Below are 25,556 nucleotides of genomic sequence, written 5' to 3'. Positions count from 1 at the left end.
CTGGTGACCCGCAGGTCACCGGCCACTCCGTTCCCAGGACCGTACGACGTTCCGCCGCGACACGCACGCCCGTCGGCGCCGCCTCCGCGTGTCCCGGTGCGCCGCTCCCAGACCGTTACGGAACGGGTCCGGGCAGCAACGGGGAGTCAGCAGCGGGGCAGCGCCCGGGCGGTCGCGGCCAGTGCGGCGGCCGCCGTCCACACCGTGCGGGAGAGCCGCACGGCCCGGGGGACGTCGCCGGCCGTGGGGGAGCGGCCGCTGCCGAGCGCCGGGCGGTCCTCCACCCGGGTGCCGTAGACGTTGCGGCCGCCCAGCCGCAGGTCCAGTGCGCCGGCCAGCGCCGCCTCGCAGCGGCCGGCGTTGGGCGACGGGTGCGCCGCGCCGTCCCGGAGCCAGGTCCGCCAGGCGCCGCGCGCCGATCCCCCGGCCACCGGGGCGGTGGCCACGGTGAGCGCCGCGGTGAGCCGGGCGGGCAGCCAGTTGGCGACGTCGTCGGTGCGGGCGGCCGCCCAGCCGAAGCGGGCGTACCGCGGCGACCGGTGGCCCACCATGGCGTCGAGGGTGTTGACCGCCCGGTACCCCAGCAGCCCGGGAAGCCCGGCGAGCGCGCCCCAGACCAGCGGCGCCACGGCGGCGTCGGAGGTGTTCTCCGCGACCGACTCGACGGTGGCCCGGGCCAGCTCGTCCCCGCCCAGCCCGGAGGGGTCGCGGCCGGCCAGGGTGGGCAGCAGCGCGCGGGCGGCGGGCAGGTCCCCGTCGTCCAGCGTCCGTGCCATCGCCGTCCCGGCGCGGCCCAGTGAGGTGCCGCCGAGCACGGCCCAGGTGGCGACGGCGGTGACCAGCGTCCGGGGGACCGGGCGGCCGCGGGTGACCCGGTCGAGGACGGCGCCCAACCCGGTCGCCGCGCCGGTCAGCAGCCCGGCGTGCACGGCGCCGGCAGCGCGCGAGTCGCGCCAGAGCCGGCGCTCCAGGGCGGCGGCCCCCTGCCCGAAACCGGCCACCGGGTGCCACCGCCGGGGATCGGCCAGCAGCAGGTCGGCGGCGGCGCCGAGGGCGAGCCCCGCGGCGGTCGGCAGGTCGCGCGGGAGCAGCACGGCGGACATCGTGCCAACCGGCTGCCGGGGCGCCGTCCCTAGGATCGGTGGTCATGCGCCTGCCCGGCCGTTACAGCGGCGTCGCCCGGCCGATCGTCACCTACGGCAGCAACCCGGTGCTGCACCGGTCGTGCGCGCCGGTGACCGAGTTCGGCCGGGACCTCCGCCGCCTGGTCCTCGACATGTTCGCCAGCATGGAGGCCGCCGACGGGGTGGGCCTGGCCGCCAACCAGATCGGCGTCGACGCGCGGGTCTTCGTCATCGACTGCCCGGACGCCGACGGCGAGGACGTCGTCGGCTACGTGGTGAACCCCGGGCTCACCGTGCTCGGGCCGCGCGAGGGCGAGCCGGCCGAGGAGGTCACCGACGAGGGCTGCCTGTCGGTGCCCGGCCCGTACGCCGAGCTGCCGCGGGCCTTCCGCGCGCGGGTGGACGGCGTCGACGTGGCGGGTGCGCCGGTGTCGATCGAGGCGACCGGGATGGCCGCCCGCTGCCTGCAGCACGAGGTCGACCACCTCGACGGGACCGTCTACGTCGACCGGCTGCCCGGGGAGCTGCGGGAGCGCCTGCTCGCCGAGGCCGCCGGACCGGCGGGGGAGCTGCCGGCGTGACGACGGCCGCGGGAGCATCGCAGCGAGCGCCAGCGAGCGAGGAGCGGACGGCGGCGCGGAGTCGCGCCCGTGGACTCGGCGTGAGCACGCCGATCGTGGTCGTCGGCATCGGGGCGGACGGCTGGGACGGCCTCTCGCCCCGTGCGCGCCGGGCCGTCGAGGACGCCGACGTGCTGCGCGGCAGTGCCCGCCAGCTGGCCCTCGTGCCGGACGGCGTCCCCGCGGAGCGGGTGCCCTGGCCCTCGCCGATGGCGCCCGCGCTGGCCTCGCTGACGACCGACCACCCGGGCCGCCGGGTGGTCGTGCTGGCCAGCGGGGACCCGATGCTGTCCGGCGTCGGCACCTCGCTCGTCCGGCTGCACGGGGCGGGTGCGGTCGAGGTGGTGCCGCACCCGTCGTCGGTGACGCTGGCCTGTGCCCGGCTGGGCTGGGCGGTGGAGGACACGCAGGTGGTGTCGGTGGTCGGCCGGCCGGTGGAGCTGGTCGTGCCGCACGCCACCCCCGGACGCCGGCTGCTGGTGCTCGGCTCGGACGGCACCACCCCCGCAGCGGTGGCGCGGCTGCTCACCGAGCGGGGTCTCGGCGCCAGCCGGCTGACCGCGCTCGCGCAGCTGGGCGGGCCCGCCGAGCGGGCGGTGGCCGGCACCGCCGCGGCCTGGCCGCACGCCGACCCCGACCCGCTCGTGGTCACCGCCGTCGAGGTGGCCGCCGACCCCGGCACCGTGCCGCTGCCGACCGTGCCCGGCCTGCCGGACGACGCCTACGCCCACGACGGCCAGCTCACCAAGCGCGACGTCCGCGCGGTCACCCTGGCCCGGCTCGCGCCGCTGCCCGGCCAGCTGCTGTGGGACGTCGGCGCCGGCGCGGGCTCGATCGGCGTCGAGTGGATGCGGGTGCACCCCTCCTGCCGGGCGGTGGCGGTGGAGAGCTCGGCGGAGCGCGCCGCGCGCATCGCGCAGAACGCCGTGCGGCTCGGCGTCCCCGGGCTGCAGGTGGTCGAGGGCCGGGCGCCGGCCGCGCTGGCCGGGCTGCCCACGCCGGACGCGGTGTTCGTCGGCGGCGGGCTCACCGGCGAGGGGCTGCTGGACACCTGCTGGGCCGCGCTGCGCCCGGGCGGCCGGCTGGTGGCCAACGCGGTGACCGTCGAGGGCGAGGCGGTGCTGGCGGAGTGGCGCGCCCGGGCCGGCGGCGAGCTGACCCGGCTGTCGGTGGCACGTGCGACGCCCGTCGGCGGCTACACCGGCTGGAGGCCCGCGATGCCGGTGACCATCTGGAGCGTGACCCGGTGAGGGGCCCGCACGGTGCCTCCTGCGCGCGGAAGGCAGTGCCGTGACCGTGTTCTTCATCGGGGCGGGGCCGGGTGCGGCGGACCTGGTCACGCTGCGGGCGGCGCGCGTCATCGCGGCCGCCCCGGTGTGCCTGTACGCCGGTGCGCTGGTGCCCCGCGAACTGCTGGACACCGCGCCCGCCGGTGCCCGGCTGGTCGACACCGCCGACCTGGACCTCGACCGGATCACCGCCGAGCTGGTCGCCGCGCACGAGGCGGGCCTCGACGTGGCCCGGCTGCACTCCGGGGACCCGTCGATCTGGAGCGCCATGGCCGAGCAGATGCGCCGGCTGGACGCGGCCGGGGTGCCCTACGAGGTCGTGCCCGGGGTGCCGGCGTTCGCGGCCGCCGCCGCGGCGCTCAAGCGGGAGCTGACCGTACCCGGGGTCGGGCAGACCGTCGTCCTCACCCGGACCAGCGCCCGGTCCACCCCCATGCCGCCGGGTGAGCAGCTCGCCGCCTACGCCGCGACCGGCGCGACGCTGGTGCTGCACCTCGCCGTCCAGCGGATCGCCGAGCTCGCGCCAGAGCTGGCCGAGCACTACGGCGACGACGGCCCGGTCGCCGTGGTGGCCCGCGCCAGCCGGGACGACGAGCTGGTGCTGCGCGGCACGCTCGCCGACATCGCCGGCCAGGTGGAGGCGGCCGGGGTCAGGCGGACGGCGGTCGTCGTCGTCGGCCCGGTGCTCGCGGCGGCGGAGTTCCCCGACAGCCACCTCTACTCGACGACCCGATGCCGAGGTCAGGCGTGACCCACCACGGTGCCGGCGCGGTCGATGACCACGACGTCCACCTCGACCGGCGCCCCGCGGAGCACGCCGAGCGCCGTCTCCCGGGCGCCGGCGGCCACCAGGTCGCCCAGCGGCAGCCCGGCCGCCTGGCACTGCTGCAGCGCGTGGAGCGCGGTGTTCGCCCCGCGCACCCCCTCGACCAGCTCCGCCGACCCGCCGGCGTCGCGCACCATCGCGGCCAGCGACGCAGGGGACACCTGCGAGCGGCCGGAGTGCAGGTCGAGGTGGCCGTCGGCGAGCTTGGCCAGCTTCCCGATGCCGCCGGCGACGGTCAGCCGGGGCACCGGGTGGCGGCGCAGGTACTTGAGCACCGCGCCGGCGAAGTCGCCCATGTCGAGCAGCGCGTCCTCGGGCAGCCCGTACAGCTCGGTGACCACCCGCTCGCTGGTCGAGCCGGTGCACCCGGCCACGTGCTCCCGCCCGGCCGCGCGGGCGACGTCGATGCCGCGGCGGATCGAGTCGATCCACGACGAGCACGAGTAGGGGACGACGACGCCCGTCGTCCCCAGGATCGACAGCCCGCCGAGGATGCCCAGCCGCGGGTTCCACGTCTTGCGGGCCAGCTCCGCGCCGTTCTCCACCGACACCTCGACCACGACGTCCCCGGTGCCGCCGTGCCGCGCCGCGACCGCGGCGACGTGCCCGCGGACGAACTGCCGGGGCATCGGGTTGATGGCCGGCTCGCCGACCGGCAGCGGCAGTCCGGGCTTGGTCACCGTGCCGACGCCCTCGCCGGCGCGGAAGACGACGCCGGACCCGGGCTCGCCCCGGGTGACCCGGGCCGAGACCAGGGCACCGTGGGTGACGTCGGGGTCGTCGCCGGCGTCCTTGACGATCCCGGCGCCCGCCTCGCCGTCCCCGAGCCACTCCCGCGCCAGCGCGAACGCCGGGTGCTTGTCGTGCGGCAGGTCGATGGTGACGGGGTCGGGGAACTCGCCGGTGAGCAGCGCGGTGTACGCGGCGGTCGTGGCGGCGGTGGCGCAGGCGCCGGTCGTCCAGCCGTGGCGCAGCCCCGTGCCGCCCTCGCGCCCCGCCCCGCTCACCTGGTCAGCATGCACGGGCCGGGCCGGTGACCGAGCCCGGGAGGTCGCGCGGCGAGCTCGGCACCGGCCGGGTGCTGGTCCTCGGCGGGACGGCGGAGGCGCGGCGGCTCGCCGCGCGGTTGGTCGCCGAGGGCGTCGACGTGCTCAGCTCGCTGGCCGGCCGGGTCGCCGACCCCGTGCTCCCGGCCGGGGAGGTGCGCATCGGCGGCTTCGGCGGCGCCGCGGGCCTCGCGGCCGCGCTGGACGGGGTCGCCGCGCTGGTGGACGCCACCCACCCCTTCGCCGCCACCATGACCGCGCACGCGGCGGAGGCGGCCGCGGCCACCGGCACCCCGGTGCTGCGGCTGCAGCGCCCCGGCTGGACCGCGCGCCCCGGCGACGACTGGCGGTGGGTGGACACCCTCGAGCAGGCCGCGGCGGCGGTCGCCGGCTGCCGCTCGGTGTTCCTGACCACGGGCCGGCAGGGGCTGGCGGCCTTCGCCGGGCTCACCGCCCACTGCGTCGTCCGCTCGGTCGACCCGCCCGGGCCGCCGCTGCCGGCGCAGGCCACGGTGGTCCTCGCCCGCGGGCCGTTCACCGTGGAGGACGAGCGGGCGCTGATGACCGCGCACGGCGTCGACGTCCTCGTCACCAAGGACAGCGGCGGGCCGATGACCGCGGCCAAGCTGACCGCGGCCCGGCAGCTCGGCGTCCCGGTGGTGCTGGTCCGCCGCCCCCCGCTGCCCGCCGGCGTGCCGGTGGTCGCGACCGTCGAGGAGGCCGCGGCCTGGCTCAGGGGGCGGTTGGGCGGAACGACCATGCCGCCAGCCACGCCGTGCCCACGGTGAGCACCAGGGCCAGCGGGACGTGCGTCGTGATCGAACCCGAGCTGCCCAGCGCGGCCTGCACGAAGGTGAGCACGAAGACCGCCCCGGCCAGCGCGGCCGGCCACCAGACCCGCGTGCGCCGTCCGTGCAGCACGGTGGCGAGCAGGAGCAGGCCGGTGGTGGCGTGCAGGGCGATCGCCCCGGCGCCGTGGCCGCCGGTCGCGTCCTCGCCGACCATGATCCGGCCGGCGGAGACGAACTGCCAGAGCAGCACGAGCAGGGCCAGCGCGGCGGTGGCCTGCACCGCCCGGAGGGTCGAGGGGGCGGTCGCGGCGGTGTCGCGGGTCCGGGTCATACGGGTCCTCCGGGGCGGACGACGGCAGGGAGAGGTGCTTGAAGAGCGAAGCAGCTGACCGCGCTGCGCACCAGGGGCTGGCCGGTCGTCTCATCCTGTTCGACCTCGACGGCACCCTGGTGGACTCCACGCCGGGCATCTGGGCCTCGGTGCGCGTCGCGGCCGCCGAGCTGGGCCGGCCCGAGCCCACCCCCGAGCAGCTGCGCGGCATGGTCGGCCCACCGCTGGAGGACGGCTTCGCCCTGGTGCTCGGCGTCCCGGTGGACGACGTCCCGCGGGCGGTGGCCGCCTATCGCGCGCACCACTCCGCCGGCGCGCTGCTCCGGGCGACCGTGTACCCCGGCGTCCCCGCGCTGCTGGCCGCGCTGACCCGGGCCGGCGCCACGCTCGCCGTCGCGACCAGCAAGCCCGAGCCCTTCGCCGTCCGGCTGCTGGCACACGGCGGGCTCGACGGCTTCTTCGCCTCGGTGCACGGCGCCACCTTCGACGGCACCGTCCGGCACAAGGACCAGGTGGTCGCCGCCGCGCTGGCGGCGCACCCGGACGGCGAGCGGCCGGTGCTGGTCGGCGACCGGGCGCACGACGTGCTCGGCGCGGCGGCGCACGGGCTGCCCTGCATCGGTGCCGGCTGGGGCCCCGCGCCGCCCGGCGAGCTCGCGGAGGCCGGGGCCGCCGCGGTCGCCGCCACCCCCGCGGAGGTGCTGACCGTGCTGAGGAGCGGCTGAGCAGCGGGTGCCGGGCTTCCTGGACGCCGTGCTGCGCTGACCGGCCCGGCCGGATGACGGGTGGATGACACGGGTGTGCCGGACCACCGGGTCGGGCACGGGCGAGGTCATGACCGAGACCGTGTCCCTCCGTGCCCTCGCCCTCGTGTGCAGCCTCAAGCCCTCGCCCGCGCCCTCCAGCAGCGAGAAGATGGCCCGGGAGGTGCTGGACGCCCTGGGGGACGGCGTGACCGGTGAGGTCGTCCGCGTGGTCGACCACGACGTGAAGCCCGGCGTCGAGGTCGACATGGGCGAGGGCGACGAGTGGCCGGCCATCCGGGAGAAGCTGCTGGCCGCCGACATCCTGGTCGTCGCCACCCCGACGTGGGTCGGTCACATGAGCAGCGTCGCCCAGCGGGTGCTCGAGCGGCTGGACGGCGAGCTGTCCGAGACCGACGACTCCGGCCGCCCGCTGATCGCCGGCACGGTGGCCGTGACCGCCGTCGTCGGCAACGAGGACGGCGCGCACAAGATCACCGCCGACCTGATGCAGGGGCTCAACGACATCGGCTTCACCATCCCGTCCCAGGGCGGCACGTACTGGAACGACGAGGCGATGGGCGGCCGCGACTACCTGGACCTGGACGAGACGCCGGAGGCGGTCGCCTCGACGACGTCCACGCTGGGGGCCAACGCCGCCCACCTGGCCCGCTTGCTCAAGGCCGACCCCTACAGCTGAGCCCGGCCCCCTTGCAGGGGCCCGCCGCGAGGTCGTTACATGGCGACCGGCTGGGGACGCCGTTCCGTGGCGCGGCGTCGCACGCGCAGCAACCCGACCGCGGCCGCGACGGCGAGGACGGCGACGGCGGCGCCGTACACCTGGCCGGTGGGCCGCAACCCCACCTGGCTCGCCGCCAGCCCGGCGGCCATGGCGGGGATGCTGAAGGCGAGGTAGCCGACGACGAAGACGCTGGAGAGGAGCCCCCCGCGCTCCCCCGCCGCCACCCCGCGGGTCACCGTGGCGATCGCCCCGACGAAGGCGGCGCCGAAGCCGAAGCCGGAGACGGCCGCCGCGGTGAAGAACAGGGCGGTGTTGCCGGTGGTCAGCGAGACGACGGTGCCGCCGACCCCGGTGGCGAAGACCAGGCAGCCGAGGAGCATCGCGGTGCTCGGCTCGGTCCGCCAGAGCGCCACCGAGGCGATCGCGCCGGTGCCGTTGACCGCCACCAGCAGCAGGCTGCCCACCAGGTGGTCCTCGATGCCGAAGACGCCGGCCGCCAGTGACGGGCCCAGCGAGAGGTACAGCCCGCCCAGCGCCCACAGCGCCACGAGGCACGGTGTCGCGACGACGAAGGCGGCGCGCTGGGCGGCGGGTACGTGCACGCGCGGGCGCAGCGACGCCAGCGCGCCGGGCACCCGCGGCGAGGTCTCGGGCAGGAGCGGGACGACGACCAGCACGGCGAGCGAGAAGAGCACCGCCAGCACGCCGAACACCCAGGCGGTGGGGGCGCCCAGCCCCTCGATGGCCAGCCCGGCCGCGACCGCACCGAGCGCCAGGCCGACGCCTGGCGACGCACTGTTGAGCAGCGCGGCCCTCGGCCGGTCGCTGCGCTGGGAGTCCAGGAGGATGGCCCCCAGCGTCCCGGTGAGCGCCCCGACCGACAGGCCCTGCACCACGCGCGCGGTCAGCAGCCAGCCCACCCCGTCGGCGGAGAGGAACAGCAGGCTGGCGGCCACCTGCAGCAGCAGCCCGGCGACCAGCACGGGCCGTCGTCCCACGTGGTCGGACAGCCGGCCGACGACGAGCAGTGCGCCCAGCAGGGCGAAGGCGTAGATGCCGAAGACGGCCGTCAGCACGCCGGAGGAGAAGCCGAAGCGCTCCTGGTAGACCCGGTACAGCGGTGAGGGGGCGGCCGAGGCAGCCAGCACCAGGACCAGCAGCGCGGCGGCGGTCCAGAACGTCGCGGCCCGGGACGAGCGGAGGGCGGGCACGCCACTGCGCAAGCCCGCCCGCCCCGACCGCATTCCCGCCGCCCGGCGGGTCGGGCGGCTCAGCTGCGGGTGAAGCCCGGCGGCAGGACGACGTCCTCCCGGGTGAGGTCGTGCACCGACGCCTTGCCCAGCCCGAGCAGCGCCTCGTCGATGCCCTGCCGGAGGATCGCCAGCACGTTCTGCACGCCGCGCTCGCCGTTCGCGGCCATGCCCCACAGGTACGCGCGGCCGATCATGACGGCCTTGGCGCCCAAGGCCATCGCCTTGACGACGTCGCCGCCGCGGCGCACGCCGCCGTCCATGAGCACCTCGACCTGGTCGCCGACCGCGTCGACCACGCCGGGCAGCGAGCGGATCGCCCCGGGCGTCCCGTCGAGGTTGTTGCCGCCGTGGGTGGAGACCGAGATGGCGCTGACGCCGGCGTCGACGGCGCGGCGGGCGTCGTCGGGCCGGGTGATCCCCTTGAGCATGAAGGGCCCGCCCCACTGCTCGCGCAGCCAGGCGACGTCCGCCCAGGTGGGCAGCGGGGTGCCCATCCACTGGCCGTAGGCGCCGAAGAAGTTGGGCGGGTCCTCGCCGCCGAGCGCCAGGTTGGGCACGCTGAGCTCGGGGATGCCGCCCGAGCGCAGGTAGGTGGCCAGCCAGCGCGGCTTGCGCACCACCTCGGGGGCGAACTTGATCGCGTTCCTGAGGTCGATCTTCTCGGGGATCGGCGGGCTGCCCCAGTCCCGCCGCGAGGCGAACGACCAGTCCAGCGTCATGATCAGGCCCGTGGCGCCCGCGGCGCGGGCCCGCTCGGCGCGGGCGAGGATCGTCTCCCGCGAGCCGACCCAGTACATCTGGAAGAACAGCTTGGAGTGCGCCGCGCCGACCTCCTCCACCGGCTTGCTGGCGAAGGAGGACAGGCCCATCGCGACGTCCGCGGCGGCGGCCGCGCGGGCGACCGCCACCTCGCCGTCCGGGTGCACCGCCTGCACGCCGGTGGGGGAGACCAGCACCGGCATGGACACCTCCTGGCCCATCACCGTGGTGGCCAGCTCCCGCTTGCCGTGCAGGTCGGCCACGTGCGGGCGCCAGGCGATCTCGTCGAAGGCCGCGACGTTGTCGGTGGCCGTCAGCCCCTTCTCGCTGCCGGCGACCAGCGCCAGGTACACCGATCGCGGCAGCCGCTTCTTCGCGCGGTGCTGGGCCTCCTCGACGGTCTCGAACCAGTCCCTGGTGCTCGCCATGGAAGCCCTCCCGCGGTCGCCCGGCCGTCGGCACCGTCCCGTCTCAGGGTGACGCGCGCCACTGGCAGGTCATCGTGCCAGCGGTGGCACTGAGTGTCACGCGGCCCCCAGAAGGACCCCGTCCTCCTCACCCCTCGCAAGCTCGGGGCGAGCCTCTGGACGGGGCCTCGCCGGGGATCCTCCTTCAGGAGGCGTCGGAGTGGGTCCGTGGGCTGTAGACGGCGCCGCCGCGGCTGACCCGGGTCTGCGAGGAGCCGACGATCACGCAGCAGCGCATGTCGACGGTCTCCGGGTCGAACTCGCCGAGCGTGGTGACGGTGACGCTCTCCTCCGGGCCACCGACGTCCCGGCCGACGACGACCACCGTGTCGGGCTTGCGGCCCTCGAGCAGCACCGCCTGCGCCTCGGCCAGCTGGTGCGGGCGGGCCTTGGACCGCGGGTTGTAGAGCGCCAGCACCAGGTCGGCGGCCGAGGCGTGGCGCAGCCGCTCCACGACGACGTCCCACGGCTTGCGGACGTCGGACAGGCTGACCACCGCGAAGTCGTGCCCCAGCGGCGCGCCGACCCGGGCGGCGACGGCCTGCGCGGCGGTCAGGCCGGGCAGCACCCGCACCGGGACGCCGGCGTACTCCGGTCGCTCGGCGACCTCGAGCACCGCGGCGGCCATCGCGAAGACGCCGGGGTCGCCGCTGGAGACGACCGCGACCCGCCGTCCGGACCGGGCCAGCTCCAGGGCGTGGGCGGCCCGCTCGGCCTCCACCCGGTTGTCGCTCGGGTACCGGGTCTGCCGCGGGTTGGCCGGTACCCGGTCCAGGTAGGGGCCGTAGCCGACCAGGTCGTCGGCGGCGGCCAGCGCCTCGGCGGCTTCCGGCGTCGTCCAGGACCGGCGGCCGGGGCCCAGGCCCACGACGACGACCTCGCCGGTGCGGGGTGCCGCCTCGTCGTGCTGCTCCGAGCCGGGGGTCGGGCCGGTCAGCGGGCTGGGCAGCAGGGCGAGGGAGAAGTAGGGGACCGTCACCGGGTCGACGTCGGCCAGCGGCATCGTGCGCTGGCGGCTGGTGCTGGCCCGCTCGACGTAGAGGGCGCGGTCGAGCACCCCGGCGGCGTCGAACGCCTCCCGCACGTTGCCGAACGTGCGGCCCAGCTTCATCACGGCGGCGGCGTCCGTGGTCGCCAGCCACTCCGCGAGCTCCTCGGCCGGCAGCGTGCCCGGCAGCACGGTGAGCACCTCGTCCCGCTCGACCAGCGGCCGGCCGACCGCCGCGGCGGCCCCGCTGACGCTGGTCACGCCCGGCACCACCTCGGTCGGGTACCGGTGCGCCAGTCGCTTGTGCATGTGCATGTAGGAGCCGTAGAAGAACGGGTCCCCCTCAGCGAGGACGACGACGTCGCGGCCGGCGTCCAGGTGCGCGGCCAGCCGGGCCGCCGCCGCCTCGTAGAACTCGTCGATCGCGCCCTGGTAGCCCCCGGGGTGGTCGGTGGTCTCGGTGGTCACCGGGTAGACCAGCAGCTCCTCGACCTGGCCCGCGCGCAGGTAGGGCGCGGCCACCGACCGGGCGACCGAGCGGCCGTGCTGCGCGGCGTGGAAGGCCACGACGTCGGCTGCGGCGATCAGCCGGGCGGCCTTGACGGTCACCAGCTCGGGATCGCCGGGGCCCAGCCCGACGCCGTACAGCCGACCGGTGCGGGGTCCGCTCACTCGACGTCGCTCGCGATCGCGTTGACCGCCGCCGCGGTGATGGCGCTGCCGCCGCGCCGGCCGCGCACCACCAGGTGGTCCAGGTCGGAGGCGGCCAGCGCGTCCTTGGACTCCACCGCGCCGATGAAGCCGACCGGGATGCCGATCACCGCGGCCGGGCGGGGTGCCCCGGCCGCGACCAGCTCCAGCAGGTGGAACAGCGCGGTCGGTGCGTTGCCGATGGCGACCACCGCGCCGTCCAGCCGGTCGCGCCACAGCTCGAGCGCCGCGGCGGTGCGGGTGGTGCCGAGGTCGGCGGCCAGGGCCGGCGTGCGCGGGTCGTTGAGCGTGCAGACGACGTCGTTGTCCTCGGGCAGCCGCCGGCGGGTGATCCCCGAGGCCACCATCTCCGCGTCGCACAGCACCGGGGCGCCGGCGTCCAGCGCCTCGCGGGCCCGCGCCACGACGTCGGGTGAGTACGCGAGGTCCTCGACCAGGTCGACCTGGCCGCAGGCGTGCACCATCCGCACGGCTACGCGGGCCACGTCCCCGGGCAGGCCGGTCAGGTCGGTCTCCGCGCGGATGGTGGCGAACGAGCGCCGGTAGATCTCCGCGCCGTCCTTCTCGTACTCGTACATCAGCTCTTCCCGACTCGGTATCCGGTCCCGGTCGCCACGACGTCGACGACCTCGCCCCGCGGCCGGCCGCAGCGCCGCTCGCACCCGGCCCAGTGCTGGCGGGTGCCATCGGCCGGCAGGGTGCCGGTCGCGACGGCCCGGGCGGCATCGGCCCGGACGTCGGCCAGCGACTTCGCGCACCCCGGCCGCCCGGCGCAGGCGGTGACCCGGGTCCAGGGGCTGGCCTCGTCGAACACCATCCCGGTCCGGTGCAGGGCGACCGCGACGTCGTCGACGGCGTCCTCGGTGAGGTCGGGGACGACGACGCTGCGCCACGGCGTCAGCTGCACCTCGCCGGTGACCCGGGCCAGCAGGTCGGCCTGAGCGGCGTCGAGGCGCCCCAGCGGCACGACGGCGATCAGCGCCACCCGCCCGTCCCGCTGCACCACGGATCCGACCGAGGGCGTGGTGCCAATATCGCGATAAAGGCGGTGGGGGGCGGCGGGGAGGGTGGCACCCAGGCGGGCGGCGACGCGGGCCGGCCCGTCCTCGAGCTCGGCCAGGCGCCATGCGCTCGAGGCCTGGGCGGCGCGCTCGGCGAGGAAGCCGCGGGTGGCGGCCAGCGCCAGGGGGACGGCGTCGTCGGGGTGCACGCGCAGGCCGGCGTCGGCGCCCCCGAGGGTCAGCGCGACCTCGTCGGGGGACAGCGCCTGCAGGCCGACGTCCCCACCGAGGCCGGCCACGTCACCGCGGCCGTCGTCCAGCGTGGCCAGGTACCGGCCGGGCAGCCCGGCCAGCGCGGGGTCGGCGCACAGGCCGGCGTCCAGGGCCCGCACCCACGGCCGGACGTCGACGTGCCCGCCGGCGCGGCCGGTGAGCGCGCTGGCCAGCAGGTTGCGCACCCGCTCGTGGGTGGGGCTGGGCAGCAGGCCGGCGGCGGCCAGCCGGTCGCCCAGCTCCGGCTCCGTGCCCGCGGCCAGCCCGCGCAGCTGCACGTTGCCCCGGCTGGTCAGCTCCAGCGCCCCGTCGCCGAGGTCGCGCGCCACGGCCGCCAGCGCCCGCAGCTGGCCGCCGCTGAGCAGCCCGCCGGGCACCCGTACCCGGGCCAGCGCGCCGTCGGCGGCGGCGTGGGTCTGCAGTGCACCCGGGCAGGCGTCGGCGCCCACGCGGACGGCTGCGGGAGGAGCGGTCATGGCGCTGGCGAGGGTACGGCCCGCGGTCCCGTCCCGTCCGGTGACCGGCGGCCGGTCCCCTCAGCGCAGCTCGCGCCCGGCCCCGTCGAAGGACATCCACACCCGGCGCCGGTCGCCCCGGCTGTGCACGCGTGCCATCGCCGCCACTCGCCGGCGCTGGTCGTTCGTGGCGACGTGCTGGACGACGGCGACCTCGGCCTCGCGCATCGCCTGCTCCGCGGCGATCTCGGCCGGGGTGGCCGGGAGGTCGCTGGTCAGGTCGATCTCCTCGTCGTCGCCCGGCCGCGCGTGGGCGTACGGGCTGTCCCCCGGCAGGTGGCCGCCGATCCGGCCGTACGCGCCGAGCGTCAGCAGGAGCAGGCCGACCACGACGGAGAAGACGACGTTCTCGAACTCGAAGGCCAGGATGTTGAACGACGTCCGCAGGACCGCGAGGTTCACCAGGGCGGAGAGCAGGAACAGCGTGCCGACGACGATCATCACGGTCGAGGCCACGCGCGGGCTGCGGGCGGCAGCGACGAGCAGCACGAGGGCCACGACCACCGAGATCGTCGACAGCAGACCGTTGGAGGACAGACCCAGGATCTGCCTGCCCTCGGTCGAGAAGTAGTCCAGGCCGCCGGCGAAGCCGAGGACGCCGAAGACGAGGAGGAACGCCGCCACCAGGACGGCGCCCGCCCGCTGGACGGCGAACACGCGTGCGCCCAGGTGTGGATCGCCGGCCGGCGCAGGGGACCGCGTCGTGCGGTGCGGGAGGTGCAGTCGCGGTGCCATGGCGGACTCCCCGATGGGTGGGCTTCCGACCATCCTCCGCCTCCGCGGCCGGTCCGTACACCACCGCGGCGCCGTGGGTGCCGGCGCGGCTCAGCGGAGCTCGCGGCCGGCCTCGTCGAAGGACATCCACACCCGGCGCCGGTCGCCCCGGCTGTGCACGTGCGCCATCGCCGCCACCCGCCGACGCTGCTCGTTGGTGGCGACGTGCTGGACGACGGCGACCTCGGCCTCGCGCATCGCCCGCTCCGCGGCGACCTCGGCCGGGGTGGCCGGGAGGTCGCTGGTCAGGTCGATCTCCTCGTCGTCCGTGCCGGCCCGGGCGTAGGGGCTGTCCGGCGGCAGGTTGCCGCTGACCCGGCCGTAGGTCCCGAGGACGAGCAGCACCAGCCCCGCCACCACGGAGAAGACGACGTTCGGGAACTCGAACGCCAGGATGTTGAAGCTGGTGCGCAGCACGGCCAGGTTGACCAGCGCGGAGACCAGGAACAGCACGCCGACGACGATCATCACCGTCGAGGCGATCCGCGGCCCGCGTGCCGCGGCGACGAAGAGCACCACGGCCGTGACGATCGAGATGGTCGAGAGCAGGCCGTTGGAGGACAGGCCCAGCACCCGCTCGCCCTCGGTGGAGAAGAACGCCAGCTGGTTGGCGAAGCCGAGCAGGCCGAAGACCAGGATGACCTGGCCGACGACGATCGCTCCGATCCGCTGGACGACCAGCACGCGCTCGCCGCCGGCCGCGGGCCGGTCCGCTGTCTGCTGCCGGGCCTGGGGACGCAGTCTCATGGGGGCTCCCTGGAGGGGTGTGGGGGACAGCCGTTCTTCGCCGGGGCGGCGCTCAGTGGATTCACTACAGCCATGGTGCGACCCGGGGCGCGGGAAGGCGCGGCGAGACCACGGTGTTCCCCCCGCATGACCCAGCGCGACCTGCACTCGGAGTTCCTCCGCGCGGACCTCTTCCTCGCGATGGGCCAGCCGATCGAGGCGGCCCGCCTGCTGGAGCCCCTGGTCCGGGCCGAGCCGACCAACGAGGCCGCCCTCGAGCTGCTGGCCCGGTCCTACTTCGGCTCCGCCCAGCTGGCGCGGGCGGAGGAGGCGCTCACCCGCCTGGTCGCGATGGCCCCGGCCAACGGCTGGGCGCGGCGGGCGCTGGCCCGCACGCTGGAGCGGCAGAGCCGGGCCGGCGAGGCGGTGGCCCACCACCGGGTCGCCGACGCCCTGGGCGCCGCCTGATCCCCACCGGTCGAGCAGCTCCCCGATCCAGCGGACCGACACGTCGGGGTCCAGCGCCATATCGATGAGCAGCTCGAACGCCCGGCCGTAGCGGTGCACCTCGGCCTCGCCGTCGACGAAGGGGATCCGCGTCTCGTCCTCCAGGTAGACGACGTCCGGCGTCCCGGTGGCGCGTGACTCGAGGACGGAGAACGAGCCGGCGGTCACCGGCGGCAGCCCGGCGTCGAGCGGCAGCACCTGTGCGGTGACGTGGGGGCGCGCGGCGACCTCGACCGACCACGCCAGCTGCCCGCGCAGCACCGCCGCGCCCTCGGGCGACCCGGGGGCGCGTGCGGTGCGGCGGAGCACGGACTCGTCGAGGACCGCCCACAGCCGCAGTCCCCACCGGGCAGGGGCGGGAGCACGGCTCTGGCGGTGGCGCGGACGCCGGCGCAGGTGGCTGGGGTGGCGGCTTCGGCGACTGCGGCGGCGGAGGCGGTGGCGGAGGGGACGGGGGCTGCTGACCGGTTCAGCCGGCCGTCCCGGCGGCCGCCGCCATCGCCTCCTGCGCGATGGGCGGCGGCGCGAACAGGTCCCAGGCGCGGAGGAGCACCGCGTGCGGCACCCCCATCGCCCGCCCCTGCAGCGCCGTGATCCCGGTGATCATCGGCCGCGGGGGCGGGTGGCCGGGGATGCCGGCCAGGTACTGCCCGTGCGCCTCCAGCGAGGCGATGCCCCGTTCCAGCGCCTCGCCGGTCACGTCGACCCCGTGGGTCGGCCGGGGGTCACCGCTGCTCAGCAGCCAGCGCACCGCCCAGGGCTCGAGCCCCTCGTCGAGCAGTTCGGGGAACACCCAGCGGTTGCCGGCGTCGCGCAGCGCGTCCAGCCCGGCGAGCCCCGCGACGCGGTGGTCGGCCTGGTTGAGCCCGGCGGCGAACTCGATCTCCCACGTGCCGACCAGCAGGGCGTCGGGGCGGTGCTCGCGGATGACCCGGGCGATGTCGCGGCGCAGTGCCGGACCGTGCTCCAGGACGCCGTCCGGGTGGTCGAGGAACCGGACCTCGGTGACGCCGACCGCCTCGGCGGCGGCCAGCTGCTCCGCCGTCCGCAGCCGGGCGGTCTCCTCGGGCCGGAGGGCGTCCATGCCGGCCTCGCCGCGGGTGAGCAGCAGGTAGGCCACGTCGATGCCCCGGGCGGTCCAGGCGGCGACGGCCGAGGAGGTGCCGTACTCGACGTCGTCGGGGTGGGCGACGACGCACAGCACGCGGCCGAACGCGTCGTCGGGGAGCGGCGGCACGGGAGGCATGCGCGGACGCTAGGGCCGCGGTGTCGCCCGTTCCGGCCGGTCGTGCGTGCGGACCCGGGCGTCCGGGGCGTCGCCACCGGCCGGTCCCGGTAGCGTGCCGTCGGTGTTCACGCTGCTGTCGACCAGCGACACCGACCTCCTCTCCGCCCGCGCCAGTGGCGCCCACTGGCGGCTGGGCAACCCCTCCCGGCTGGACGACGCGGGCATGGCGTCCCTCGCCGAGGGGGCGGAGCTCGTCGTCGTCCGCATCCTGGGCGTGCGGCGGCAGTACGAGGAGCGGCTGGCGCCGCTGCTGGCCGGGCCTGCGCCGGTCGTCGTCCTCGGCGGGGAGGCGCTGCCCGACGCCGAGTTGATGGAGTTGTCCACCGTCCCGATGGGCGTGGCGACCGAGGCGCACGGCTACCTCGCGCAGGGCGGGCCGGACAACCTGGTCCAGCTGCACCGGTTCCTGTCCGACACCGTGCTGCTGACCGGCGAGGGCTTCGAGCCGCCGGTGGTCGCGCCGGACTGGGGCCTGCTGGAGCGGACCCCGCGGGACGACGGCGGGCCGACCGTCGCCGTCCTCTACTACCGGGCGCACCACCTGGCCGGGAACACCGCCTTCGTCGAGTCGCTGTGCGGGGCGATCGAGGACGCCGGCGGCCGCGCGCTGCCGGTCTTCACCTCCTCGCTGCGCAGCGTGTCCGACGAGCTGCTGGACGTCCTGCGCACGGCCGACGCGCTGGTCGTCACCGTGCTGGCGGCCGGCGGCTCGCGGCCGGCCACCGCCCAGGCCGGCGGGGACGACGGCGCGTGGGACGTCGGCCAGCTCGCCTCGCTCGACGTGCCGGTGGTCCAGGGGCTGTGCCTGACCCGGTCGCGGGCGGAGTGGTTGGCCGACGACGACGGACTGTCCCCGCTCGACGTCGGCAACCAGGTCGCCATCCCGGAGTTCGACGGCCGGCTGATCAGCGTGCCGTTCTCCTTCAAGGAGACCGACGACGACGGCCTGACCAGGTACGTCGCCGATCCCGAGCGGGCCGCCCGCGTGGCCGGCACCGCCGTCGCGCACGCCCGGCTGCGGCACACCCCGCCCGCCGAGCGCCGCATCGTCGTGATGCTGAGCGCCTACCCGACCAAGCACGCCCGCATCGGCAACGCCGTCGGCCTGGACACCCCGGCGTCCGTCGTCCGGCTGCTGGCCGCGATGTCCGGCGCCGGGTACGACGTCGGCCCGTTCGACGGGCCCGACGCGCTGCCCGGCGTGGCCGAGCTGGACGGCGACGCGCTGGTGCACGCGCTGATCGCCGCCGGCGGGCAGGACGCCGACTGGCTCACGTCGGAGCAGCTGTCCGGGAACCCCGTCCGGATCCCGGCCGCCGAGTACCGCGCGTTCTTCGACACGCTGCCCGAGGACCTCCGCGGGGCGATGGTGCAGCACTGGGGTGAGCCGCCGGGCACGCTGTTCGTGGACGGGGACGACATCGTCTTCGCCGCGCTGCGGGCCGGGAACGTCGTGGTGATGGTCCAGCCGCCGCGCGGCTTCGGGGAGAACCCGATCGCGATCTACCACGACCCGGACCTGCCGCCGTCCCACCACTACCTGGCCGCCTACTGGTGGCTGCGGTCGGTGTTCGGCGCGCACGCACTCGTGCACGCCGGCAAGCACGGCAACCTGGAGTGGCTGCCCGGCAAGACCGTGGGCCTGTCCGCGTCGTGCGCGCCGGACGCCGCACTCGGCGACCTGCCGCTGGTCTACCCGTTTCTGGTCAACGACCCCGGCGAGGGCTCGCAGGCCAAGCGGCGCGCGCACGCCACCCTGGTCGACCACATGGTGCCGCCGATGGCCCGCGCCGACTCCTACGGCGACATCGCCCGGCTGGAGCAGCTGCTCGACGAGCACGCCAACATCGCGGCGATGGACCCGGCCAAGCTGCCCGCCGTCCGGGCGCAGATCTGGACGCTTCTGCAGGCCGCGAAGATGGACTCCGACCTGGGGCTCACGGAGCGGCCCGAGGACGACCGGTTCGACGAGATGATCCTGCACGTCGACGGCTGGCTCTGCGAGATCAAGGACTCGCAGATCCGCGACGGCCTGCACGTGCTCGGCACCCCGCCGTCCGGGCGGGGCCGGGTCGACCTGGTGCTGGCGATGCTGCGCGCCCGGCAGATCTGGGGCGGTCAGGTGGCCCTCCCGGGGCTGCGCGAGGCGCTCGGGCTGGCGGAGGGGGCCGACCGCGTCACCACCGACGCGGTCGAGGCCCGGGCCGAGGCGCTGGTCGCCGGCATGGAGGCGGCCGGCTGGGCGGCGTCCGCGGTGCCGCCGGTCGTCTCGGACGTGCTGGGGCGCCCGGACGACCGCGTCGAGGCGGTGCTGCGGTTCGCCGTCGACGAGGTGGTGCCCCGGCTGGAGCGCACCACCGACGAGCTGGACGCGACCCTGCACGCCCTGGAGGGCGGCTACGTGCCGGCCGGGCCGTCGGGCTCGCCGCTGCGCGGGCTGGTCAACGTGCTGCCGACCGGGCGCAACTTCTACTCCGTCGACCCACGGGCGATCCCCTCCCGGCTGGCCTGGGAGACCGGCCAGGCGATGGCCGACTCCCTGGTCGAGCGCTACCTCGCCGACACCGGCACCTACCCGCCGTCCGTGGGGCTGTCGGTCTGGGGGACCTCGGCGATGCGCACCTCGGGGGACGACGTCGGCGAGGTCCTCGCGTTGCTCGGCGTCCGCCCGGTGTGGGACGACGCCTCGCGGCGGGTGACCGGCCTGGAGCCCGTGCCGCTCGAGGAGCTCGGCCGGCCGCGGATCGACGTCACCGTGCGGATCTCCGGCTTCTTCCGGGACGCCTTCCCGCACGTGGTGACCATGCTCGACGACGCGGTGACGCTGGTGGCCGCGCTCGACGAGCCCGCGGACCGGAACTTCGTGCGCGCCCACGTGGACGCCGACGTCGCCGGGCACGGCGACCGCCGGCGGGCCACGACCCGCGTGTTCGGCTCCAAGCCCGGCGCCTACGGGGCCGGGCTGCTGCCGCTCATCGACTCCCGCGACTGGCGCGGGGACGCCGACCTCGCCGAGGTCTACGCGGTGTGGGGCGGCTACGCCTACGGCCGCGACCTGGACGGCGTGCAGGCCCGCCCGGACATGGAGGCGGCCTACCGGCGGATCGCGGTGGCGGCCAAGAACGTCGACACCCGCGAGCACGACATCGCCGACTCCGACGACTACTTCCAGTACCACGGCGGGATGGTGGCGACGGTCCGCGCGCTGACCGGCTCCTCGCCGCGGGCCTACATCGGCGACTCCACCCGGCCGGAGTCGGTGCGCACCCGGTCGCTGACCGAGGAGACCGCCCGGGTGTTCCGCGCCCGCGTGGTCAACCCGAAGTGGCTGCAGGCGATGCGCCGGCACGGCTACAAGGGCGCCTTCGAGCTGGCCGCCACCGTCGACTACCTCTTCGGCTACGACGCCACGACCGGCGTGGTCGCCGACTGGATGTACGAGAAGCTCGCCCAGACCTACGTGCTGGACCCGGAGAACCGCGCGTTCATGGATCGGGCCAACCCGTGGGCGCTGCACGGCATCGCCGAGCGGCTGCTGGAGGCGGTCGACCGGCAGATGTGGGCCGAGCCCGACCCGGCGCTGCTGGCCGAGCTGCAGCAGGCGTACCTCGACACGGAGGGTGACCTGGAGGGTGGCGAGACGCCGGCGTCGAGCCGTTCCTGATCTCCGGTGCATCGACCGGTCCGGTGCGGGGTAGGCCACCGCCATGAGCATCCTCGGACGACTGATGGGCACGGCAGAGAACACTGCGCGCAGCGCGGCCCGCGGCGGGCGGACCGGGCGGGGCATGCCCCGCTCCACCGGACGGATGTCGACCGGGCGCGGCTACGGCCGGGCCACCACGGGTCGCGTGGGCCGGGGGCGGCCCGCCACCCCCGCGGCCTCCGGGCTCGCCGGGCTCGTCGGCGGGCTGCTGCGCCGCCGCTGAAGAAGGACCCTCTCGCCCCCCACGCCTCGTAGGAGGACCCCGTCCCTCTCCCCCCTCGCAAGCTCGGGGTGGGCCTCCGGACGGGGCCGGCGGGGCCCTGCGAGGGGGCCGTTCCAGCACGTCACGGGAGGGCGGCCGCGGCCACCAGCAGGGTGGCCGCGGCCGCCGTCTCGCCCATCGCACCCATCACGTCGCCGGTGACGCCGCCCAACCGGGTGCGCGCCCGGCGCAGGAGGAGCTCGGCCGCGAGCAGGCCGGCCACGGCGCTCGGCACCAGGGCCGGGTCGACGACGGTCAGCAGCGCCGCGCTCGCGAACACCCACCCGGCCAGCCAGCGCGCCGAGACCGTGCCGGCGACCGACCGCCCGAGTGCTGAGCCCGCGGCCATCGGGACGCCGGGCAGGCCGGTCCGCGCCATGGCCAGCCGGGCGACCAGGGGCGCCGCCCACAGCGCCGTCCAGCCGCCGTCCGCCGCGAGCAGCGTGGCCGCGCAGGCGACCTGCAGCAGGACGGTCAGCAGCAGCGTCACCACGCCGAACGGGCCGACGTCGCCCTGCCGCATGACCTGCAGCGCCCGCTCCCGGCCGCGCAGCGGGCCCAGCCCGTCGGCGGTGTCGGCGAGGCCGTCCAGGTGCAGGCCGCGGGTCAGCGCCGCGAGCACCGCGACGAACAGCACCGCGCCGGCCAGCGGTGAGACGAGCTGCGTGCCGGCCACGGCGACCCCGGCCGCCGGCCCGCCCAGCACCAGCCCGACCAGCGGCGCCCACGGCAGCACGCCGCGGGTGGACGCCGCCGCGCCCGCCGGCACGCGCAGGACGGTGAGCAGCGCGGCGGACTCCAGCGGCCCGGTCCACCTCATCGCAGCCGCTGCGGCAGCCCCGCCACCACGAACCACACCTCGTCGGCGGTGCCGGCCAGCCGCTGGTTGACCGTGCCCAGGGTGTCGCGGAACAGCCGCCCGGAGCGCGTCTCGGGCACCACGCCCAGGCCCACCTCGTCGGACACCGCGACCACGTGCGCCGGCGTCATCGTCCAGGCCTCGACCAGCGCGTCGCAGCGGCGGGCGAGGCGCTCGTGGGCGCCCGGCTCGCCGGCCCAGACGCCGGTCTGGTCCATCAGCGCGGCCACCCACGTGGTGATGCTGTCGACCAGCACCGTGCCGCGCCGCAGCAGGTCACTCGGCGCGGTCGTCTCCAGCGTCGTCCATCCCGCGGGGCGGCGGGCGCGGTGGGCGGCCACCCGCTCGGCCCACTCGGCGTCCTGGTCGGCCGGGGGAGAGGTGGCCAGGTAGACCACGTCGTCCGCCCCGGCGAGCAGCGACTCGGCGTGCGCGGACTTGCCCGACCGCGAACCGCCGAGCACCAGGACCCTGCTCACCTGGCGCTCACAGCGCGAGCTCCAGTGCGGTCACCGTGCCGTTGTGCGGGGTCACCGCCGGCATCGCGTCCGGGCCCAGCCCCGCGGCGACCGCCTGGGCGGCCCGGATCGTGTCGCCGTGGGTCACCAGCGCGACCACCTCGGCCGGCGGCTCGGCGCACAGCTGCCCGAGGTAGGCCGCCACCCGGGCGTGCAGTTCGGCCAGGCTCTCCCCGCCCTGCGCCGCCCAGTGCGGGTCGGTCCAGTCGACGACGTCCCACAGCTCGCGCGAGGGTCGGCCCTCCAGCACCCCGTAGCCCTGCTCGCGCAGCGCCGGCGTGGTGCGCACCGGCAGGCCGGTGGCGCGGGCGCAGTGCTCGGCGGTCTGCACCGCGCGGCGCAGGTCGCTGGAGACCAGCGCGCCGGGCCGCAGGGCCGCCAGCTGCCGTGCCGCCTCGGCCGCCTGGGCGTGCCCGAGGTCGGTCAGCGGCACGTGCGCGGTCTGCCCCTGCATGAGGCCCGCGGCGTTCCACTCGCTCTGCCCGTGGCGCACGAGCAGCAGGGTCAGGGGCCGGGGCATGGTGGCAGGGAGCCTAGTCAGACCCCTGGTCAGGGTGCCGCCGGTTCCCGCGGGCCGCCTCGTACCGTCGGGACCGTGACGATCCCCGTGCGTCCCGGCGCCGGCCGCCCGGCGGCCCGGCCGGCCGCCGCCGACCCGCTCGCCCCGCTGCTGGACCTGCCCGGTGTGCGGGACGCCGCCGAGGGCGCCCGCGCCGCCGTCGACCGGCTGCTGCGGCACCGGCTGATGCGCAACCGGTCGGCCGAGGTCAGCACCGAGTCGGCACTGCGGGGCGCCCGCGCGTCCGCGGCCCTCGAGGGCGTCGACGTGCCGCTGGCCGAGCTGCGCGCCGGCCGGGTCGACGACCCGGTGGTGCAGGGCTCGCTGCGGGCGTCGGTCGCCCTCGGCTCGATGCAGGACACCTGGTCCCGGGCGCCCGGGCAGGTGCTGGCCCGGTTGCACGTGCTGGCCGCCGCGGACCTCACCGACCGCGCCGACCTCGGCCGCCCCGGTGCCCACGCCGGCACCCGCCTCGGCGGGCTGTTCGGCCTGGTGACGGGGGAGAGCTCGGTGCCGGCCGTCGTCCTGGCCGCGGTCGTGCACGGCGAGCTGGCCGCGGTCGCGCCCTTCGGCACCGCCGACGGCGTCGTCGCCCGCGCGGCCGCCCGGCTGACCGGCATCACCCGGGGCCTGGACCCCAAGGCCGTGTCGGTGCCCGAGGTCGGCTTCGTGGAGCTGGGCCGCGAGGAGTACGCCCGCGCGCTGGCCGGCTACGGCTCCGGGCGACCGGACGGCGTGGCCGCGTGGCTGGTGCACTGCTGCCGTGCCACCGAGCACGGGGCGCTGGAGGGCCTGGCGATCGCGGAGAGCCAGCTGCGCGGCTGACGTCCCGCCCCTCCGTCGCGGAGCGGGCAGACTGGCGGTCGTGCGCTTCCTCGACGTCGACGGGCTCGGTGCGGTCAGCCGGGTCGGCCTGGGCACCTGGCAGTTCGGCTCCCGGGAGTGGGGCTACGGCGACGCCTACGCCTCCGGGGAGGCCCGGGCGATCGTCCGGCGGGCCCGCGAGCTCGGCATCACGCTGTTCGACACCGCCGAGGTCTACGGCTTCGGCCGCAGCGAGCGGATCCTCGGCGAGGCGCTGGGCGAGGAGCGGTCCGCGGTCGTCGTCGCCAGCAAGGTGTTCCCCGTCGCCCCGTTCCCGCCGGTGGTGCGCAACCGGCTGGCCGGTAGCGCCCGCCGCCTCGGGCTGGACCGCGTGCCGCTCTACCAGGTGCACCAGCCCAACCCGGTGGTGCCGGACTCGGTGACGATGCCGGGCATGCGGCAGCTGCTCGACGAGGGCCGCATCGGCGCCGTCGGCGTCTCCAACTACTCCCTCGCGCGGTGGCAGGCCGCCGACGCCGCGCTCGGCCGGCCGGTGGTCAGCAACCAGGTGCACTTCTCGCTGGCCGCTCCCTCGGCGCTCGAGGACCTGGTGCCCTTCGCCGAGCGCGAGGGCCGGATGGTCATGGCCTACAGCCCGCTGGCCCAGGGCCTGCTCGGCGGCCGCTACGGCGTCGCGAACCGGCCCGGTGGGGTCCGGGCGGCCAACCCGCTGTTCGGCACCGAGAACCTGCGCCGCATCGAGCCGGTGCTCGGCGTGCTGCGCGAGGTGGCCGCGGCCCACGACGTCACGCCGGCGCAGGTCGCGCTGGCCTGGCTGGTGTCCCTGCCGCGGGTGGTGGTGATCCCGGGGGCGTCCAGCGTCGCGCAGGTGGAGGCGAACGCCGCGGCGGCCGAGGTCGACCTGCGCCCCGACGAGCAGGCGGCGCTCACCGCGGCCGCGCGGGCGTTCCGGCCGGTCTCGGCCGTGCGCACCCTGGTCGACCGCGTGCGCGAGCGCCTGCCGGTCCGACAGTGAGGTGCTGGAACGGCCCCGTCCAGAGGCTCGCCGCCGGCTCCGTCCCGGGTCCCGCCCCGAGCGTGCGAGGGGTGGGGAGGACGGGGTCCTTCCACGGTGAGGAGGGCGGGTCCTCCTACCTGCTTCAGGCCCCGCGGCGGCGCCAGCGGCCGGACACCGGGGCGGGTGCCGGCGGTGGGGCAGCGACCACGCGCAGGGCGCGCCGGCGGGCGTACCAGGCCAGTCCCACGACCGCGGCCCCGACGCCCATCGCCGCTCCGGTGACCACCGGGGCGGAGGTGATCGGGAAACGCGAGCGCATGGTGACCGGCCGGCTGAACTCCAGCACCGGCCAGCCGCGCTCGGCCGCGGCCCGGCGCAGCGCCCGGTCGGGGTTGACCGCGGTGGGGTGCCCGACCGCCGCGAGCATCGGCAGGTCGGTGATCGAGTCGCTGTAGGCGTGGCAGTCGGCCAGGTCGTAGCCGCTCTCGGCGGCCACCTGCCGGACGGCCACGGCCTTGTTCTCGCCGTAGGCGTAGAAGTCGATCTCGCCGGTGTAGCGGCCGTCGACGGTCACCATGCGGGTGGCCACCACGCGGTCGACACCGAGCATCTCGCCGACCGGCTCGACCATCTCCGCCCCGCTGCTGGAGACGATGACGATCTCCCGGCCGGCCGCCCGGTGCTCCTCGATCAGGTCGGCGGCCTCGGCGTAGACCATCGGCTCGACGATGTCGTGCAGGGTCTCGCGGACGATCTCGTGCACCGTGGCGACGTCCCACCCGGTGCACATCTCGGTGATCTGCGCCCGCATGCGCTCCATCTGCTGGGCGTCGGCGCCCATGAGCGAGAAGACGAACTGCGCGTACGCGCTCTTGAGCACGGCGCGCCGGTTGATCAGCCCGCCCTGGAAGAACGGGCGGCCGAAGGCCAGGGTGCTGGACTTGGCGATGACGGTCTTGTCCAGGTCGAAGAACGCCGCTGCGCGGGTCACGGTTCACGACTGTAGGTGTGCACGACGACAGTGACGGAGCCCACGCCGCCGTCCACACCCGTTCG

The 25,556-nt window shown here is 76.5% G+C and carries 26 protein-coding genes and 1 pseudogene; 11 read left to right on the top strand and 16 right to left on the bottom strand.

Annotation, left to right across the window (positions count from 1 at the left end):
- Window positions 1–146 precede the first annotated feature (146 nt).
- Window positions 147–1,103, bottom strand: coding sequence for a cobalamin biosynthesis protein (locus tag BLR12_RS03010; protein ID WP_091373219.1), 957 nt, complete (start codon window positions 1,101–1,103; stop codon window positions 147–149).
- Between the two features lie 44 nt (window positions 1,104–1,147).
- Here BLR12_RS03010 and def point away from each other — a divergent pair, with 44 nt between their 5' ends.
- From def to cobM, 3 genes are all read left to right on the top strand, one after another.
- Window positions 1,148–1,705, top strand: a complete 558-nt coding sequence (def, locus tag BLR12_RS03005; protein WP_091374288.1) for a peptide deformylase — start codon at window positions 1,148–1,150, stop codon at window positions 1,703–1,705.
- Window positions 1,706–1,785: 80 nt separating this feature from the next.
- Entirely contained in the window at window positions 1,786–2,994 is a 1,209-nt protein-coding gene (gene cbiE, locus BLR12_RS03000; RefSeq protein ID WP_091373216.1) for a precorrin-6y C5,15-methyltransferase (decarboxylating) subunit CbiE, read from the top strand.
- A 40-nt stretch (window positions 2,995–3,034) separates the two neighbouring features.
- On the top strand, window positions 3,035–3,784 hold the full coding sequence (gene cobM, locus BLR12_RS02995; RefSeq protein ID WP_091373214.1) for a precorrin-4 C(11)-methyltransferase: 750 nt from the start codon (window positions 3,035–3,037) through the stop codon (window positions 3,782–3,784).
- On the opposite strand, the gene BLR12_RS02990 is transcribed toward cobM, so the two are convergent.
- Window positions 3,775–4,866 carry a cobalt-precorrin-5B (C(1))-methyltransferase gene (locus BLR12_RS02990; protein WP_091373212.1) on the bottom strand — a complete coding sequence of 364 codons (1,092 nt, stop codon included), beginning with the start codon at window positions 4,864–4,866 and terminating at the stop codon, window positions 3,775–3,777. The two genes, cobM and BLR12_RS02990, sit on opposite strands and share 10 nt — an antisense overlap.
- Before the next feature lie 26 nt (window positions 4,867–4,892).
- On the opposite strand from BLR12_RS02990, the gene BLR12_RS02985 reads away from it, so the two are divergent.
- Entirely contained in the window at window positions 4,893–5,693 is an 801-nt protein-coding gene (locus tag BLR12_RS02985; RefSeq protein WP_218120514.1) for a cobalt-precorrin-6A reductase, read from the top strand.
- Here BLR12_RS02985 and BLR12_RS02980 read toward each other — a convergent pair.
- Window positions 5,638–6,027, bottom strand: a complete 390-nt coding sequence (locus tag BLR12_RS02980) for a hypothetical protein (protein WP_091373210.1) — start codon at window positions 6,025–6,027, stop codon at window positions 5,638–5,640. The genes BLR12_RS02985 and BLR12_RS02980 overlap by 56 nt on opposite strands.
- A gap of 38 nt (window positions 6,028–6,065) precedes the next feature.
- On the opposite strand from BLR12_RS02980, the gene BLR12_RS02975 reads away from it, so the two are divergent.
- Entirely contained in the window at window positions 6,066–6,752 is a 687-nt protein-coding gene (locus BLR12_RS02975; protein ID WP_091373208.1) for an HAD hydrolase-like protein, read from the top strand.
- 109 nt (window positions 6,753–6,861) lie between these two features.
- Entirely contained in the window at window positions 6,862–7,470 is a 609-nt protein-coding gene (locus BLR12_RS02970; RefSeq protein WP_091374282.1) for a flavodoxin family protein, read from the top strand.
- A 35-nt stretch (window positions 7,471–7,505) separates the two neighbouring features.
- Here BLR12_RS02970 and BLR12_RS02965 read toward each other — a convergent pair whose 3' ends face one another.
- From BLR12_RS02965 to BLR12_RS02935, 7 genes are all read right to left on the bottom strand, one after another.
- On the bottom strand, window positions 7,506–8,723 hold the full coding sequence (locus BLR12_RS02965) for an MFS transporter (RefSeq protein ID WP_255363255.1): 1,218 nt from the start codon (window positions 8,721–8,723) through the stop codon (window positions 7,506–7,508).
- A 59-nt stretch (window positions 8,724–8,782) separates the two neighbouring features.
- Window positions 8,783–9,952: a pre-mycofactocin synthase MftD gene (mftD, locus tag BLR12_RS02960; protein WP_091373204.1), complete on the bottom strand. Its 1,170-nt coding sequence runs from the start codon at window positions 9,950–9,952 to the stop codon at window positions 8,783–8,785.
- A 184-nt stretch (window positions 9,953–10,136) separates the two neighbouring features.
- Window positions 10,137–11,651, bottom strand: a complete 1,515-nt coding sequence (locus tag BLR12_RS02955) for a precorrin-2 C(20)-methyltransferase (protein WP_091373201.1) — start codon at window positions 11,649–11,651, stop codon at window positions 10,137–10,139.
- Complete coding sequence (locus BLR12_RS02950; RefSeq protein ID WP_091373198.1) at window positions 11,648–12,268, bottom strand: precorrin-8X methylmutase; 621 nt, start codon at window positions 12,266–12,268, stop codon at window positions 11,648–11,650. The genes BLR12_RS02955 and BLR12_RS02950 overlap by 4 nt, the downstream gene beginning before the upstream one ends.
- A complete protein-coding gene (gene cobG / locus BLR12_RS02945) occupies window positions 12,268–13,440 on the bottom strand; it encodes a precorrin-3B synthase (RefSeq protein ID WP_091373196.1) in 1,173 nt (390 codons plus the stop codon). The genes BLR12_RS02950 and cobG overlap by 1 nt, the downstream gene beginning before the upstream one ends.
- Window positions 13,441–13,500: 60 nt before the next feature.
- Window positions 13,501–14,214 (bottom strand): DUF4383 domain-containing protein, encoded by a 714-nt coding sequence (locus BLR12_RS02940; protein WP_091373193.1) that lies wholly within the window; start codon window positions 14,212–14,214, stop codon window positions 13,501–13,503.
- Between the two features lie 90 nt (window positions 14,215–14,304).
- On the bottom strand, window positions 14,305–15,000 hold the full coding sequence (locus tag BLR12_RS02935) for a DUF4383 domain-containing protein (protein ID WP_091374280.1): 696 nt from the start codon (window positions 14,998–15,000) through the stop codon (window positions 14,305–14,307).
- Window positions 15,001–15,126: 126 nt separating this feature from the next.
- Between BLR12_RS02935 and BLR12_RS02930 the strand changes: the two genes are divergently transcribed.
- Window positions 15,127–15,447, top strand: a complete 321-nt coding sequence (locus tag BLR12_RS02930; RefSeq protein WP_091374277.1) for a tetratricopeptide repeat protein — start codon at window positions 15,127–15,129, stop codon at window positions 15,445–15,447.
- Between the two features lie 33 nt (window positions 15,448–15,480).
- Here the strand turns inward: BLR12_RS02930 and BLR12_RS24995 are convergent.
- Together BLR12_RS24995 and BLR12_RS02920 are read right to left on the bottom strand one after the other, a co-directional pair.
- Window positions 15,481–15,894 (bottom strand): annotated as a pseudogene (locus BLR12_RS24995) (Scr1 family TA system antitoxin-like transcriptional regulator); the annotation flags it as partial.
- A gap of 61 nt (window positions 15,895–15,955) precedes the next feature.
- A complete protein-coding gene (locus BLR12_RS02920) occupies window positions 15,956–16,732 on the bottom strand; it encodes a PIG-L deacetylase family protein (protein WP_091373191.1) in 777 nt (258 codons plus the stop codon).
- Between the two features lie 103 nt (window positions 16,733–16,835).
- Here BLR12_RS02920 and cobN point away from each other — a divergent pair, with 103 nt between their 5' ends.
- Entirely contained in the window at window positions 16,836–20,438 is a 3,603-nt protein-coding gene (cobN, locus tag BLR12_RS02915) for a cobaltochelatase subunit CobN (protein WP_091373188.1), read from the top strand.
- A 64-nt stretch (window positions 20,439–20,502) separates the two neighbouring features.
- Window positions 20,503–20,703 carry a hypothetical protein gene (locus tag BLR12_RS02910; RefSeq protein WP_255363254.1) on the top strand — a complete coding sequence of 67 codons (201 nt, stop codon included), beginning with the start codon at window positions 20,503–20,505 and terminating at the stop codon, window positions 20,701–20,703.
- Window positions 20,704–20,824: 121 nt separating this feature from the next.
- On the opposite strand, the gene BLR12_RS02905 is transcribed toward BLR12_RS02910, so the two are convergent.
- The 3 genes from BLR12_RS02905 to BLR12_RS02895 are packed head-to-tail and all read right to left on the bottom strand — an operon-like array spanning window position 20,825 to window position 22,639.
- Window positions 20,825–21,562 (bottom strand): adenosylcobinamide-GDP ribazoletransferase, encoded by a 738-nt coding sequence (locus BLR12_RS02905; RefSeq protein WP_091373183.1) that lies wholly within the window; start codon window positions 21,560–21,562, stop codon window positions 20,825–20,827.
- Window positions 21,559–22,080, bottom strand: coding sequence for a bifunctional adenosylcobinamide kinase/adenosylcobinamide-phosphate guanylyltransferase (gene cobU, locus BLR12_RS02900; protein WP_091373181.1), 522 nt, complete (start codon window positions 22,078–22,080; stop codon window positions 21,559–21,561). The genes BLR12_RS02905 and cobU overlap by 4 nt, the downstream gene beginning before the upstream one ends.
- A gap of 7 nt (window positions 22,081–22,087) precedes the next feature.
- Window positions 22,088–22,639 carry a histidine phosphatase family protein gene (locus BLR12_RS02895; protein WP_091373179.1) on the bottom strand — a complete coding sequence of 184 codons (552 nt, stop codon included), beginning with the start codon at window positions 22,637–22,639 and terminating at the stop codon, window positions 22,088–22,090.
- Between the two features lie 75 nt (window positions 22,640–22,714).
- Between BLR12_RS02895 and BLR12_RS02890 the strand changes: the two genes are divergently transcribed.
- Together BLR12_RS02890 and BLR12_RS02885 are read left to right on the top strand one after the other, a co-directional pair.
- Entirely contained in the window at window positions 22,715–23,503 is a 789-nt protein-coding gene (locus tag BLR12_RS02890; RefSeq protein WP_091373176.1) for a Fic family protein, read from the top strand.
- 40 nt (window positions 23,504–23,543) lie between these two features.
- Complete coding sequence (locus tag BLR12_RS02885) at window positions 23,544–24,518, top strand: aldo/keto reductase (protein WP_091373173.1); 975 nt, start codon at window positions 23,544–23,546, stop codon at window positions 24,516–24,518.
- A gap of 124 nt (window positions 24,519–24,642) precedes the next feature.
- Here the strand turns inward: BLR12_RS02885 and BLR12_RS02880 are convergent, their stop codons facing one another.
- Window positions 24,643–25,491 (bottom strand): HAD-IB family hydrolase, encoded by an 849-nt coding sequence (locus BLR12_RS02880; protein ID WP_091373170.1) that lies wholly within the window; start codon window positions 25,489–25,491, stop codon window positions 24,643–24,645.
- Between the last annotated feature and the right edge of the window lie 65 nt (window positions 25,492–25,556).

The organism is Geodermatophilus sp. DSM 45219, assembly GCF_900104025.1.
Classification (GTDB): Bacteria; Actinomycetota; Actinomycetes; order Mycobacteriales; family Geodermatophilaceae; genus Geodermatophilus.
Note: the sequence above shows the minus strand (reverse complement) of the source record. Positions and strands in the feature narration are given on the sequence as shown.

What these genes read in the sequence shown, in the direction of transcription:
- BLR12_RS03010 (WP_091373219.1), bottom strand. Translation starts at nt 1,103, where the DNA reads ATGTCCGCCGTGCTGCTCCCGCGCGACCTGCCGACCGCCGCGGGGCTC.
- def (WP_091374288.1), top strand. Translation starts at nt 1,148, where the DNA reads ATGCGCCTGCCCGGCCGTTACAGCGGCGTCGCCCGGCCGATCGTCACC.
- BLR12_RS02980 (WP_091373210.1), bottom strand. Translation starts at nt 6,027, where the DNA reads ATGACCCGGACCCGCGACACCGCCGCGACCGCCCCCTCGACCCTCCGG.
- BLR12_RS02970 (WP_091374282.1), top strand. Translation starts at nt 6,862, where the DNA reads ATGACCGAGACCGTGTCCCTCCGTGCCCTCGCCCTCGTGTGCAGCCTC.
- mftD (WP_091373204.1), bottom strand. Translation starts at nt 9,952, where the DNA reads ATGGCGAGCACCAGGGACTGGTTCGAGACCGTCGAGGAGGCCCAGCAC.
- BLR12_RS02950 (WP_091373198.1), bottom strand. Translation starts at nt 12,268, where the DNA reads ATGTACGAGTACGAGAAGGACGGCGCGGAGATCTACCGGCGCTCGTTC.
- cobG (WP_091373196.1), bottom strand. Translation starts at nt 13,440, where the DNA reads ATGACCGCTCCTCCCGCAGCCGTCCGCGTGGGCGCCGACGCCTGCCCG.
- BLR12_RS02940 (WP_091373193.1), bottom strand. Translation starts at nt 14,214, where the DNA reads ATGGCACCGCGACTGCACCTCCCGCACCGCACGACGCGGTCCCCTGCG.
- BLR12_RS02935 (WP_091374280.1), bottom strand. Translation starts at nt 15,000, where the DNA reads ATGAGACTGCGTCCCCAGGCCCGGCAGCAGACAGCGGACCGGCCCGCG.
- BLR12_RS02930 (WP_091374277.1), top strand. Translation starts at nt 15,127, where the DNA reads ATGACCCAGCGCGACCTGCACTCGGAGTTCCTCCGCGCGGACCTCTTC.
- BLR12_RS02920 (WP_091373191.1), bottom strand. Translation starts at nt 16,732, where the DNA reads ATGCCTCCCGTGCCGCCGCTCCCCGACGACGCGTTCGGCCGCGTGCTG.
- BLR12_RS02910 (WP_255363254.1), top strand. Translation starts at nt 20,503, where the DNA reads ATGGGCACGGCAGAGAACACTGCGCGCAGCGCGGCCCGCGGCGGGCGG.
- BLR12_RS02905 (WP_091373183.1), bottom strand. Translation starts at nt 21,562, where the DNA reads ATGAGGTGGACCGGGCCGCTGGAGTCCGCCGCGCTGCTCACCGTCCTG.
- BLR12_RS02895 (WP_091373179.1), bottom strand. Translation starts at nt 22,639, where the DNA reads ATGCCCCGGCCCCTGACCCTGCTGCTCGTGCGCCACGGGCAGAGCGAG.